Consider the following 12,740-nt stretch of genomic DNA (forward strand, 5'->3'; position numbering starts at 1 on the left):
GGCAAGCAAATCCGGAACGACGGCCAAGCTCGGGCGTTTCCGCTCGCCGCACCGATGCCCGGTCGCGGCGGAGCGGGAGCGTGGGCGGTGCGGTCCGAGCGGCAGGTGAGCACGATCAGGCTGGTGGTCGAGGCCGTCCGCCTCGCCAGCACCCTGGCCGTCAAGGAGATCACGCTGTTCTCCGACGAGGTCGACCGGATCGTCCGGGTCGTCTCGGGCTGGGCCCTGTGGGGCGGCGCGATCCTGCTCTTCGCCTGCGTCAGCGGGTTCCTGCTGCTGATGGCCCTGGTGAAGGGGCTCGCGGCGCTGATCGGCTCGGAGGCGGTCGCCGCGGTGATCGGGGCGGCGCCCTTCGCCCTCGCGGCCGCCCTGCTGACGTGGTGGGGCCTGCGGAAGATGGACCTGCGGCGGTAGAGCATCCTCTGACGACGCAGATCACACTCCGCCGCAACAGGTCCTTGCAAGCGAACCTTCGTCGCAAGGCTCCCTGTCCCGGATCTCCTTCCGCTGATGCTGCTCTCGTCCGGGACATGATGTGCAGCGAAGGACGAGCTGTCTGACCGACAGGCGTCAGCTGTATCATCGACCGGTAGCTAGGATTGCCGCAGCGGCGGGGATCATGCGCCAAAGGGCGGCACGTGCTGCGCGGGGGCGGTGTCGCAGCCCGGCCATCCATCCTCCGAGAGGACGCGCAAAATCGCGGTCATGCGCCGCAAGCATGGCCGTTGTGCGATGCAATCGATTGCCTTGTGCGCCGCAACATGAGAAACCGTTCTCGCACCGTCGCGATGGCGTCGCGGCGGTGCAGCCCTCTTTGGGCGTTTCCTCCCTAGACTTCGGGCCGCCTCGCAAGGGCGGCCTTTTTTCTGTCCGGACGGGTTCATACCGGACCGGGCCGTGCCCGACAAGCACAATCGTGCATATCGGGCCGGAGGTGGAACGATCCTGCATGCGGTGGTTGCGCAGGCGGGATCTATATTCTTATGGTTGTATTTTTCGGGATCGTATCGCCGCTGGGGTTGTAGTGTCGGAATGCGCCGGCATCCATCGTCCGGCCGGCGTCGTTCCGCGACGCGGGCCGGGCTCTTCGTCGCCTGAACGCTTATCGTGCCAGGAACGCCGCGATGTTGCGGCGGATTCGCGCGAGCGGCGGCTCGCTCGTGTCCGGCAGGGCGAAACGCTCGCCGGTGATGGTCTCGAAGGCGCTGACATAGGTGGCGGCGGTGCGCAGGACCACCTCGGGCGGGATCTCCGGCACCGGGTCGCGGTAGGGGTCGCAGCGGGACGCGACCCAGTTGCGGACCACGTCCTTGTCGAAGCTCTCCGGCAGGGTGCCGGCGGAGAGGTGCTCCGGATAGCTCTGCGCGAACCAGTAGCGGCTGCTGTCGGGTGTGTGGATCTCGTCGGCGAGCACGATCCGCCCGTCGGCATCGAGGCCGAACTCGTACTTCGTGTCGGCGAGGATCAGCCCCCGCTCGGCCGCCAGGGCCTGGCCACGGGCGAACAGGGCGAGCGCCGCCGCCGACAGGGTGCGCCACTGGTCTTCCGTCAGCAGCCCCCGCTCCAGGATCTCGGCTTCGGAGAGAGGGGCGTCGTGGTCGCCGTGGCCGGCCTTGGTGGTCGGGGTGATGATCGGCTGCGGCAGTTTCTCGTGCGGGCGCATCCCGTCCGGCAGCCGGTGGCCGTACATCTCGCGCCGGCCGGTCTTGTACAGGGTCAGGATCGAGGTCCCGGTGCTGCCGGCGAGGTAGCCGCGCACCACGATTTCGACCGGCAGGATGGCGAGGCGACGCCCCACCACCACGTTCGGATCGGGATAGGCGAGCACGTGGTTGTCGCAGATGTCCCGCGTCTTCTCGAACCAGTAGCGCGCGGTCTGGGTCAGCACCTGGCCCTTGAGGGGGATCGCCGCCAATTCCCGGTCGAAGGCGCTCAACCGGTCGCTGGTGATCAGGATCCGCCGTCCGTCGGGCAGGTCGTAATTGTCCCGCACCTTGCCGCGGTAGTGACCCGGCAGGTCCGGCAGGGTCGCCTCCGGCAGGACGTAGTCGGAAAAGGGCGCGAGCTCGGCCGCCTGCATGATCACACTCCGCATTCGCGCTCCGGAGACCCGCGCGCTCTTGCGGCCCTGCCTATCGCCGGTCCCGGTCCGCGATCAAGCGGCGGACGCGCGGGCGGTTTGCCCTTCCCCGTCATCCTATCCATCCCCTCATCCTGAGGTGCTGCGGCTTGCAGCAGCCTCGAAGGAGGGCTCCAGGATCGCGGAGGTTTCTGGAGGACTCCTTCGAGGCTCCGCGATCTCCGATCGCCAACACCTCAGGATGAGGTCGCGGGTCGGAGGAGGCCGAGTGACGGCCTCCGTGCGCCCTTACACGTCCAGGTTGGCCACGTTCAGCGCGTTCTCCTGGATGAACTCCCGGCGCGGCTCGACCACGTCGCCCATCAGCTTGACGAACAGGTCGTCGGCGTCGGTCGTGTCCTTGATCTTCACCTGGAGGAGCGAGCGCACGTCGCGGTCGAGGGTGGTCTCCCAGAGCTGCTGAGCAGTCATCTCGCCGAGGCCCTTGTAGCGCTGGAGCTGCAGGCCCTTGCGGCCGAGCGCCATCATGCCCTCGAACAGCGCGACCGGCCCGTGCAGCGTCGTATGGTCGCCGCGGCGCACCAGGGTGACGGGGGCGCCGTAGATCTCGCTGAGGTTCTCGGCCCGCTCGTCGAGGCGGCGCGCCTCCTGCGAGGAGATCAGCGCCTCGTCGAGCACCGCGACCTGGCGCACGCCGCGGAGCGTCCGCGACAGCACGTAGCCGCCGTCACGCGCCTCGCCCTCCCAGCCCTGCTCGATCTCGTCCGCGATGGTGTTGAGGCGCCGGGCGATCTCGTCGGCCACCACCTCGGCCTCGGCCGGGTTGCCGGCGACCGAGGGGCGAAGCGCCCCGGCGATCGCCGCCTGCTCGACCACGACGCGGTCGTAGCGCGAATGCATCCCGTGCAGGACCTGGCGCACGCCGCGCGCCTCGTCGACCAGGGCCTTGAGCTGGGCTCCGCCGAACTCGGTGCCGGTGGCGAGCTTGAGCACCGCCCCGTCGACGCCGCCGTCGATCAGGTAATCCTCCAGCGCCCGGTCGTCCTTGAGGTAGATCGCGGTCTTGCCCTTCTGGGCTTTGTAGAGCGGCGGCTGGGCGATGTAGAGATGGCCGCGCTCGATCAGCTCCGGCATCTGGCGGAAGAAGAACGTCAGCAGCAGGGTGCGGATGTGCGAGCCGTCGACGTCCGCATCGGTCATGATGATGATGCGGTGGTAGCGCAGCTTGTCGGGGTTGAAGGCGTGGGTGCCGTCCCGGCCGATCCCGGTGCCGAGCGCGGTGATCAGCGTGCCGATCTCCTGGCTCGACAGCATCTTGTCGAGCCGCGCCCGCTCGACGTTGAGAATTTTTCCGCGCAGCGGCAGCACCGCCTGGAAGGTGCGGTCGCGGCCCTGCTTGGCCGAGCCGCCGGCCGAGTCGCCCTCGACGAGCAGGATCTCGCATTTCGAGGGATCGCGCTCCTGGCAATCGGCGAGCTTGCCGGGCAGCGAGGCGATGTCGAGGGCGCCTTTACGGGTGGTGAGGTCGCGCGCCTTGCGCGCCGCCTCGCGGGCGGCCGCCGCGAGCGCCACCTTCGCGGCGATGACCCGCGCCTCGTTCGGATGCTCCTCGAGCCAGGTGCCGAGGGTCGCGTTCATCACGCCCTCGACCGCCGGGCGGACCTCCGAGGAGACGAGCTTGTCCTTGGTCTGCGAGGAGAATTTCGGGTCGGGCACCTTGACCGAGACCACCGCGGTCAGCCCCTCGCGGCAATCCTCGCCGGTCAGCGCGACCTTCTCCTTCTTGGTCACCCCGCTCGCCTCGGCGTAGCCGGTGATCTGGCGGGTGAGGGCTGCCCGGAACCCGGCCAGGTGGGTGCCGCCGTCGCGCTGCGGGATGTTGTTGGTGAAGCACAGCACGTTCTCGTGGAACGTGTCGTTCCACCACAACGCGACCTCGACGCCGATGCCGTCGCGCTCCTGGCGCAGCACGATCGGCGCCTCGATCTGCGCCTCCTTGGCCCGGTCGAGGTAGCGCACGAAGGCCTCGACGCCGCCCTCGTAGACGAGCTCGTCACGCTTGTGCTCGGCGTGGCGGGCATCGGTCAGCACGATGCGCACGCCGGAATTGAGGAAGGCGAGCTCGCGCAGGCGCTTCTCCAGCGTCGCGTAGTCGAACTCGATCATCGTGAAGGTGTCGGGCGAGGGCAGGAACGTCACCTCGGTGCCGCGCCGGTCGCCGGCCGGGCCGACGACAGTGAGCGGCGCCACCGCGTCGCCGTGGCGGAACTCCATGGCGTGCTCCTTGCCCGCGCGCCAGATGCGCAGGCGCAGCCAGGTCGAGAGCGCGTTCACCACCGAGACGCCGACGCCGTGCAGGCCGCCCGAGACCTTGTAGGAGTTCTGGTCGAACTTACCGCCGGCATGCAGCTGGGTCATGATGACCTCGGCCGCCGAGACGCCCTCCTCCTGGTGGATGTCGGTCGGGATGCCGCGGCCGTTGTCGGAGACCGTGCACGAGCCGTCGGCGTTGAGGGTGACGGTGACGAGGGTCGCGTGGCCGGCCAGAGCCTCGTCGATGGCGTTGTCGACGACCTCGTACACCATGTGGTGCAGGCCCGAGCCGTCGTCGGTGTCGCCGATATACATGCCCGGCCGCTTGCGCACCGCGTCGAGGCCCTTGAGGACCTTGATCGAGTCGGCGCCGTAGGTGTCGGGGTTCAGATCGCGGGCGGGTTCGGCCATGTCGGTTCCTGGTGCGGGCGGGCGCGCGTCGCGGGATGGCGCGGCCGGCGCCGGCGCCGGTCTCGCGATCCGGCGCCGTGTTCTGTCTCGTCGTGTCTCAAGGGGTCCGGGCCGTGGCGGCCGCGGTCCGGTGTATGCCTGATGTAAGCATTCCGCCTTGAAATTGCATCGGTTTTCGGCGCCGCAAGCAGCACTTTTCGGGGTCTGCCGGGGGTGGGCCGGGCGCTCTGTCCACCCCTGGCGGAGGATAGCCGAGGTTACGTTTCGCCGCACCCCGTTAAGGATCCGCCAACGACCATCGTCAGCCCTTGCATCGGTCCTCGCATCAGCCCTTGAGCGAGCCCCGGCTCGCCGCCTCGAGCCGGGCCGAGGCCGCCGGGTCGAGGGCGAGGCGCACGCCGCCCAACACCTCGTCGAGCTGCGTCACCGAGGTGGCGCTGGCGATCGGCGCGGTCAGGCCCGGCCGGGCCACGAGCCAGGCGATGGCGACCTGGGCCGGGGTGGCGCCGTGCTCGCGGGCGACCGTGTCGAGGAGATCGAGGAAGGCGAAGCCCCGCGGGTTGAGGTAGGCCGAGACCCGCGCCTCCCGGGCGCGGCCGGCGGCGGCGCCGGCCTGGCGGTACTTGCCGGTCAGGAAACCCGCCGCGAGGGAGAAGTAGGAGATCACGCCGATCCCCTCCTCCCGGCACAGCGGCTCCAGCTCGGCCTCGTAATCCTCCCGGTCGGCCAGGCTGTAGCCGGGCTGCAGGCACTCGTAGCGGGGAAGAGTCTCGCGCTCGGCGACGGCCAGCGCCTCGCGCAGGCGGGCGGCCGAATAGTTCGAGGCGCCGATCGCCCGCACCTTGCCGGCGCGGATCAGCCGGTCGTAGGCCGCGAGCGTCTCGGCCAGCGGCGTCTCGGCGTCGTCGGTGTGGGACTGATAGAGGTCGATCCGGTCGGTCTGGAGACGGCGCAGCGAAGCCTCCACCGCCCGCTCGATGTACGAGGCCTTCAGACCTTTCCGGCCGTCTCCCGAGGGATCCTGGCCCATGTCCATGCCGACCTTGGTGGCGATGGTCATCCGGTCGCGGGCGCCGCGATCCTTGAGCCAGCGCCCGATCACGGCCTCCGACTCGCCGCCCTGGTGGCCCGGCGCCCAGCGCGAGTAGACGTCGGCGGTGTCGATGAAGGTGAAGCCGGTCTCGAGCAGCCGGTCGAGCAGCGCGAAGGAGGTCGCCTCGTCGGCGGTCCAGCCGAAGACGTTGCCGCCGAAGCAGAAGGGCGGGACCGAGAGGCCGGAACGGCCGAGAGGACGCAGGTCCATGGTAAAAATCCCTACTGGATGCGAGGATCCTACTGAAGGAACGGGTTCGACAGCCGCTCCTGGCCGATCGTGCCGGTCGGGCCGTGGCCGGGGATGAAGGCGACGTCGTCGCCGAGCGGCAGGAGCTTGGTCTTGATCGAGGCGATCAGCGCCTCGTGGTTGCCCCCCGGCAGGTCGGTGCGGCCGACCGAGCCGCGGAACAGCACGTCGCCGACCTGCGCGAAGCGCGCGTCCCGGCTCACCAGCACGACGCTGCCCGGGGAATGGCCGGGGCAGTGCAGCACGTCGAAGGTCAATTCGCCGACCGTGACGGTGTCGCCCTCGTTCAGCCAGCGGTCGGGGGTGACGACCTTGGCGCCGTCGATGCCGTAGGCCGCCCCGGTCCCGGGCAGGCTGTCGAGGAGCGGCTTGTCGGCGATGTGCGGTCCCTCGACCGGCACCTTCAGCGCGTCGCGCAGGTCAGCCGCGCCGCCGGCGTGATCGATGTGGCCGTGGGTGAGCAGGATCTTCTCGACGCTGACCCCGGCCTTGGCGATCGCCGCCTGGATCCGGTCGAGGTCGCCGCCCGGATCGATCACGGCGGCCCGCTTCGTCGCCTCGCACCACAGGAGGGTGCAGTTCTGCTGGAACGGCGTGACCGGGATGATCGCGGCGCGGGGCGTGCTCGGCATGATCGGCCTTAAGGTGGAATAAGGTGGCCCCTTGTAGCGTGGAAGCGGGCGGTGCGGCACCCCGGGGGATCGCGCCGGGGCGGCGGCGCGCCTCGCGGCGTCTGTCTCGCGGATCCTTGTGGACGCGCGAGCCGTCGCGTCCGAATGTCCGCGCCGGGTGGAAGCCGCGAGCATCCCGCTCGCCGGGAGCGGCCGTCCCGCTTCGCGCCCTTGGCGGGTCGTCGAAGGGCGTCCTCCCGGGAGCCCCCGGTGGACCCGGCCGACCAAATCTCGGAGACGACGATGGACCTGCGCCTGATCGACAAGACCTGCCTCGTCACCGGGGCCAGCACCGGCATCGGCCGGGCCACCGCGATGGCGCTCGCGGCGGAAGGAGCGCAGGTCGTGGTCTCGGCCCGCTCGCGACCGCCGCTCGAGGAACTGGCCGCCGCCATCGTCGCCGCGGGCGGGCCCTCGCCCACGATCCTCACGGCGGACCTCGCGGAGCCGGACGGTCCGCAGCGGCTGGCCGACGCCCTGGGCACGGCCGCACGGCCCGTCGACGTTCTCGTCAACAACGCCGGCGGCTCGCGTCCCCTCGAGGCCTGGAACGACGAGGCCGCCTGGGACGAGGGCTTCCGCCTGAACTTCCTCGCCGCCCGCCGGCTGACGGAAGCGCTGGCACCGGCCATGCTGGAGCGGGGCTGGGGCCGGATCGTCAACGTCTCGGGTGCCGTCGTCGCCAAGAGCTTCAATGCCGCGACCCCGGCCAAGGCCGCGCTGGAGAGCTGGTCGAAGGCCGCGGCCGCGTCCTTCGCCGGCCGCGGCGTGACCGTGAACTGCGTCGCACCGGGCCGGATCAACTCGCCCCAGATCCTCGATCGCCTGCATCCGACCGAGGAGGCGCGCCGCGCCTACATCGCGCAGAACATTCCCGCCGGGCGCTTCGGCGAGCCCGCCGAGGCCGCTGCCCTGATCGCGTTCCTCGCCTCGGAGGCGGCCGGCTACATCACCGGCACGACGATCCCGGTCGACGGCGGTGCGCTGCGCCTCGCCTTCTGATCGGATCCATCCGAGGGTGACCGGCGCGCAACCGGGCAGGCGGCGCGGTCCTGCGCGAGGTTCGTCATCCTGGTTCGTCGCGTCCCCGGCGCGGGGCGAACCCGGGTCCGGGCCGGTTCCCGTCGCGCGATCGTGCGCGCCACCCCCTTGGCGGGCGGGCCGGGCCGGCGCTAACCTCGGGGCGTGCGGCGGGATTTCCTCCCGCCCGGTGCGAGTAGACCCAAGGTTTCGATGCGATCGATCTGTCCGGTGCCCGTGCGGGCCGGACCGGGCGCCTGAGGACCGCCGACACGACGGCCCGACATGCGGCCCGGCCTCCCCGTCGCGGGTACCTCCCCCCGGAGGACACGCGATGACGAGCTCGTTTCCCCTCTCCCACGGTTTCGCCGCCGCCCGCCCCGCCGTGCGGCGGATCGGCATCCAGGACCTCAAGGCCGCCCTGTCGCGGGGCGTCGACGACTTCCTGGCGATGCCGACCCACGTGCTGTTCGTGGTGCTGATCTATCCCGTCGCCGGCGTGCTGATCGCGGCGGCGGTCTTCGAGCAGGACCTGATCCCGATCCTGTTCCCCCTCGCCGCCGGCTTCGCGCTGATCGGGCCGTTCGCGGCGCTCGGCCTCTACGAGCTGAGCCGGCGGCGGGAATGGGGCCTGCCCGCCGCCTGGACCGACGCCTTCGCGCCGCTGCACGGCCGCTCGGCCAGGGCGGTGATGGCGGTCGGCGTGGTGCTGGCGCTGATCTTCCTCGCCTGGCTCTGCGCCGCCATGGGGCTGTACTGGTCGCTCTACGGCAGCGTCTCCGAGCCCTCGCTGCTCGCCTTCCTCGACGACGTGCTGACGACGCCGCGGGGCTGGGGCCTGATCCTCGCCGGCAACCTCGTGGGCGCGGCCTTCTCGCTCCTGGCGCTGGCGGTGAGCGCGGTCTCGATCCCGCTCATCATCGACAAGGACGTGGATGCCGGCACGGCGATCGAGACCTCCCTGGCGCTGATGCGCGAGAATCCCGGCACGATGCTCGCCTGGGGCGCCATCGTGGCCGGGATGCTCGTCATCGGCATGCTGTCGCTGTTCGTCGGCCTCGCGGTGGTGCTGCCGGTGCTCGGCCACGCCACCTGGCATCTCTACCGCCGGGCGGTGGGATGACGGCTACTCGGTGATCGCCGCGATCACTCGGTGATCGCCGCGTAGGTGAGCACCCGCAGCTCCCGCCGGATCGGCCAGGTCGAGGACGGCATGAGCTGCGTCAGCATGATCACGAACAGGTCCTCGGCGGGGTCGATCCAGAACGCCGTCGAGGCCGCCCCGCCCCAGGCGACCTCGCCCGGGGTGCCGAGGATCTGGGCCTTCGCCGGATCGAGCATCACCGAGAAGCCGAGCCCGAAGCCGATGCCGCTGTAGCTCGATTCCGAGAAGCGCGGCTGGCCCATGTCGGCGAGGTCGCCGCGCAGGTGGTTGGCGGTCATCAGGGCCACGGTCTTGCGGCCGAGAAGCCGCACGCCGTCGAGCGCCCCGCCGCCCAGGATGAAGCGGCAGAACCGGGCGTAGTCGGCCGCGGTCGAGACGAGGCCGCCGCCGCCGGACGGCACGGTGCGGGGACGGGCGTAGCGGCCCTCGCGGGCGTCGTCGATCAGGGTCAGCCGGGCGCCCGAATCGAGGGCGTAGTTCGAGGCGAAGCGGGCGATCTTGTCGGCCGGGACGTGGAAGTCGGTGTCGACCATGCCGAGCGGCCGGATGATCCGCTCGCGCAGGAACTCGTCGAAGGGCTGGCCGGAGATCACCGCCACGAGGTGGCCGAGCACGTCGGTGGCGATGCTGTAGTTCCACTCGGCGCCGGGCTGGGCCAGCAGCGGCTGGCGCGCGGCCCGGGCGACGACCTCGGCGAGCGACGTCTCGGCGGTCTGGAAGTCGACGCCCTCCTCCCGGTACATCCGGTCGACCAGCGTCGCGTCCATGAAGCCGTAGGTGAGGCCCGAGGTGTGGGTGAGGAGATCGCGGAACGTGATGTCGCGCTCCGCCGGCACCGTCTCGGGCTTGGCGCGGCTGCCGCCGGCGAGCACCCGCATGTCGCGGAACTCCGGCAGGAAGCGGGTGATGGGATCGTCGAGCTGGAACAGGCCCTGCTCGTACAGCATCAGGATCGCCACCGAGGTCAGCGGCTTCGTCATCGAGTAGATGCGCACGATGGTGTCGTCTTCCATCGGCAGGCCCCGGGCGAGGTCGCGCAGGCCCTCCTGGCGGGAAAACACCACCTGGCCGCGCCGGGCCACGGTCACCGACAGGCCCGGCAGCTTGCCGGCCTCGACGTAGCCCCGCATCCACGGGACGATCCGCTCCAGCCGCTCCGACGAGAGGCCGACCGCCTCCGGGGTTCCGATCTCAAGCAGCACGCGGCGACTCCTGGTGGTGAGGGGGAGGCGCGAACAGGAATGCCGGCGCGGCCCCCCGTCAAGCCACCCGTTGACCGCACACAGGCCTCGGTGCGATGCGGGAGCTAACGATACCTCTCGATGAGAGACCCTGGGAGCCACGCCGCCGATGTCCCTGCCCGACAGCCTCCGCCACGCCCTCGCCCTGCCGGTCATCGCCTCGCCGATGTTCATCGTCTCCGGGCCGGAGCTCGTCATCGCGCAATGCGTCAACGGCATCGTCGGCTCGTTCCCGGCCCTCAACGCCAGGCCGAAGGAAGCCCTCGACGAGTGGCTGACCCGGATCGACGCGGCGCTCGACGAGGCCAGGGCGGCCGACCCCGAGCGCATCGTCGCGCCCTACGCCGTCAACCAGATCGTCCACGCCTCGAACGACCGGCTGGAGCACGACCTGACGGTCTGCGGGAGGCACAAGGTGCCGATCATCATCACCTCGCTGCGCGCCCCCGACGCGGTGGTCTCGGCGGTGCACGGCTGGGGCGGGCTCGTGTTCCACGACGTCACGACGGTGCGCCACGCCGAGAAGGCACTGGAGGCCGGCGTCGACGGGCTGATCCTGGTCTGCGCCGGGGCCGGGGGCCATGCCGGCACGCTCTCGCCCTTCGCCCTCGTCGGCGAGGTGCGGCGCTTCTACGACGGCCCGCTGATCCTGTCCGGCGCCATCACCACCGGCGACGCGATCCTCGCCGCCCAGGCGATGGGGGCGGATCTCGCCTACATGGGCACCCGCTTCATCGCCACGCAGGAGGCGAACGCGGCGCCTGCCTACAAGGAGATGATCGTCGGCACGACCGCCGCCGACGTCCTCTACACCCCCTACTTCACCGGCGTGCCGGGCAACTACCTCAAGCCGAGCGTCACCGCCGCCGGCCTCGACCCCAACGCGCTGCCGGAGGTCGACAAGACCAAGATGAATTTCGGCTCGGGCACCACCAAGGCCTGGCGCGACATCTGGGGCGCCGGCCAGGGCGTCGGCACCATCGACGACGCGCCGGCCACCGCCGTCGTGATCGACCGGCTGAAGGCGGAATACGCGGCGGCGCGGGCACGGCTCGGGTAACGCGCACCCCACCCCCGCGCCCGGCGCTTGTCCGCCGGGCACGGTCCTCGCATCCTGGCGCCCGCTCTCCCGAGTGCAGCGTGAGGACCCGCGATGACCACCAACCTCTCCGTGAACGGCAACCGGCTCTGGGACACCCTGATGGTGTCGGCGGGCATCGGCACCGGGCCGCGCGGGGGCCTGAGGCGCCTGACCCTGACCGAGCCCGACCGGCTGGTGCGCGACCAGCTGAAGGCTTGGGCCGCGGAGGGCGGCTATCCCCTCACCATCGACGGCCTCGGCAACATGGTGCTGCGGCGGGAGGGCACCGAGCCCGGCCTGCCGCCGGTGGTGATCGGCAGCCACCTCGACACGCAATGGGCCGGCGGGCGCTTCGACGGCATCCTCGGCGTGCTCGCCGGGCTGGAGGTTCTGCGCACCCTCGACGATCTCGGGATCGCGACGCGCCGCGCCATCGAGGTGGTGAACTGGACCAACGAGGAGGGCGCGCGGTTCTCGCCGCCGATGCTCTGCTCGCTGGCCTGGTCCGGCCAGGCGACGCCGGACTGGGTCGAGAACCGCCGCGACCGCGACGGCATCCGCTTCGGCGACGCCCTCGACGGCATCGGCTATCGCGGGCCGGAACCCGTCGGCGGGCGCACCATCGACGCCTATTTCGAATTGCACATCGAGCAGGGCCCGGCCCTCGACCGGGCCGGCGTGCCGGTCGGCATCGTGACGGGCGGCTATCCGAGCTGCGGCATGCGCATCGCCATCGAGGGCGCCACGGCGCATACCGGCCCGACCCCGATGAGCGAGCGCCACAACGCGCTGGTGGGCGCCGCCATGGTGGCGGTGGCGGTCAACGACATCGGCTGGGCGCACGCCGACACCGACGCCAAGGCCACCGCCGCCCGCCTCGACCTGGTGCCGAACCTCCCCGGCACGCTGTCGGAATACGCCGAGCTGTTCATCGACATGCGGGCGCCGAAGCTCGAGACCCTCGAGACCATGAAGGCGTCCTTGCGCGCCGCCCTGCCCGACTGCGCCGCCCGCTCGCTCACCCAGATCTCGGTCGCCGAGGAATGGGGCTTCGGGGTCTTCTCCTTCGACGACGGGCTGATCGGCCTCCTGCGCGAGACCGCGGAGCGCCTCGGGACCCCGACCCTAGACCTGCGCTCCCAGGCCGGCCACGACGCCTACCACGTCGCCCGGGTCGCCCCCGCCTGCATGATCTTCACGCCGTGCCGCGACGGCATCACCCACAACGAGGCCGAGGACATCGCCCTGGAGCCGACCCTGCCGGGGGTGAACCTGCTGCTCCACGCCGCCCTGGCGCGGGCCAACCGGTAAGTCGCCCGAGGGGCGGAACGCATCGCTGACCGCCCCTTTGGCCGGCGATGGAACTCTGTACCGGCCGGCTCCGGGCCCGGGCCGGACGCGGCCGTGAGGCCGCGC

The 12,740-nt window shown here is 71.1% G+C and carries 10 protein-coding genes; 5 read left to right on the forward strand and 5 right to left on the reverse strand.

What is annotated here, in order from left to right; genetic code table 11:
* The first annotated feature begins 105 nt into the window (after positions 1–105).
* Entirely contained in the window at positions 106–414 is a 309-nt protein-coding gene (locus DK412_RS26045) for a phage holin family protein (protein ID WP_245447290.1), read from the forward strand.
* A 688-nt stretch (positions 415–1,102) separates the two neighbouring features.
* On the opposite strand, the gene DK412_RS26050 is transcribed toward DK412_RS26045, so the two are convergent.
* The 4 genes from DK412_RS26050 to DK412_RS26065 all read right to left on the reverse strand — a co-directional run bounded on the left by DK412_RS26050 (position 1,103) and on the right by DK412_RS26065 (position 6,778).
* Positions 1,103–2,080, reverse strand: a complete 978-nt coding sequence (locus DK412_RS26050) for a phosphoribosylaminoimidazolesuccinocarboxamide synthase (protein WP_109974337.1) — start codon at positions 2,078–2,080, stop codon at positions 1,103–1,105.
* Positions 2,081–2,368: 288 nt separating this feature from the next.
* Positions 2,369–4,804, reverse strand: coding sequence for a DNA topoisomerase (ATP-hydrolyzing) subunit B (gyrB, locus tag DK412_RS26055; RefSeq protein ID WP_109974338.1), 2,436 nt, complete (start codon positions 4,802–4,804; stop codon positions 2,369–2,371).
* Positions 4,805–5,129: 325 nt separating this feature from the next.
* A complete protein-coding gene (locus tag DK412_RS26060; RefSeq protein WP_109974339.1) occupies positions 5,130–6,107 on the reverse strand; it encodes an aldo/keto reductase in 978 nt (325 codons plus the stop codon).
* A 29-nt stretch (positions 6,108–6,136) separates the two neighbouring features.
* Positions 6,137–6,778, reverse strand: a complete 642-nt coding sequence (locus DK412_RS26065; RefSeq protein ID WP_109974340.1) for an MBL fold metallo-hydrolase — start codon at positions 6,776–6,778, stop codon at positions 6,137–6,139.
* 249 nt (positions 6,779–7,027) lie between these two features.
* Here DK412_RS26065 and DK412_RS26070 point away from each other — a divergent pair, with 249 nt between their 5' ends.
* Together DK412_RS26070 and DK412_RS26075 are read left to right on the forward strand one after the other, a co-directional pair.
* A complete protein-coding gene (locus DK412_RS26070; protein WP_245447292.1) occupies positions 7,028–7,819 on the forward strand; it encodes an SDR family oxidoreductase in 792 nt (263 codons plus the stop codon).
* Between the two features lie 352 nt (positions 7,820–8,171).
* Positions 8,172–8,960 (forward strand): DUF2189 domain-containing protein, encoded by a 789-nt coding sequence (locus DK412_RS26075; RefSeq protein ID WP_109974341.1) that lies wholly within the window; start codon positions 8,172–8,174, stop codon positions 8,958–8,960.
* Positions 8,961–8,983: 23 nt separating this feature from the next.
* On the opposite strand, the gene DK412_RS26080 is transcribed toward DK412_RS26075, so the two are convergent.
* On the reverse strand, positions 8,984–10,201 hold the full coding sequence (locus DK412_RS26080) for a serine hydrolase domain-containing protein (RefSeq protein WP_204165643.1): 1,218 nt from the start codon (positions 10,199–10,201) through the stop codon (positions 8,984–8,986).
* A 151-nt stretch (positions 10,202–10,352) separates the two neighbouring features.
* Here DK412_RS26080 and DK412_RS26085 point away from each other — a divergent pair, with 151 nt between their 5' ends.
* A complete protein-coding gene (locus DK412_RS26085; RefSeq protein WP_109974342.1) occupies positions 10,353–11,303 on the forward strand; it encodes a nitronate monooxygenase family protein in 951 nt (316 codons plus the stop codon).
* Between the two features lie 93 nt (positions 11,304–11,396).
* Complete coding sequence (locus DK412_RS26090; RefSeq protein ID WP_109974343.1) at positions 11,397–12,635, forward strand: Zn-dependent hydrolase; 1,239 nt, start codon at positions 11,397–11,399, stop codon at positions 12,633–12,635.
* Positions 12,636–12,740 lie beyond the last annotated feature (105 nt).

The sequence above is a fragment of the Methylobacterium sp. 17Sr1-1 genome, assembly GCF_003173775.1.
GTDB lineage: Bacteria > Pseudomonadota > Alphaproteobacteria > Rhizobiales > Beijerinckiaceae > Methylobacterium.

Bases quoted from the DNA above. Each gene is read 5' to 3' on its own strand.
- DK412_RS26090 (WP_109974343.1), top strand. From the start codon at position 11,397: ATGACCACCAACCTCTCCGTGAACGGCAACCGGCTCTGGGACACCCTG.
- DK412_RS26085 (WP_109974342.1), top strand. From the start codon at position 10,353: ATGTCCCTGCCCGACAGCCTCCGCCACGCCCTCGCCCTGCCGGTCATC.
- gyrB (WP_109974338.1), bottom strand. From the start codon at position 4,804: ATGGCCGAACCCGCCCGCGATCTGAACCCCGACACCTACGGCGCCGAC.
- DK412_RS26075 (WP_109974341.1), top strand. From the start codon at position 8,172: ATGACGAGCTCGTTTCCCCTCTCCCACGGTTTCGCCGCCGCCCGCCCC.
- DK412_RS26050 (WP_109974337.1), bottom strand. From the start codon at position 2,080: ATGCAGGCGGCCGAGCTCGCGCCCTTTTCCGACTACGTCCTGCCGGAG.
- DK412_RS26060 (WP_109974339.1), bottom strand. From the start codon at position 6,107: ATGGACCTGCGTCCTCTCGGCCGTTCCGGCCTCTCGGTCCCGCCCTTC.
- DK412_RS26065 (WP_109974340.1), bottom strand. From the start codon at position 6,778: ATGCCGAGCACGCCCCGCGCCGCGATCATCCCGGTCACGCCGTTCCAG.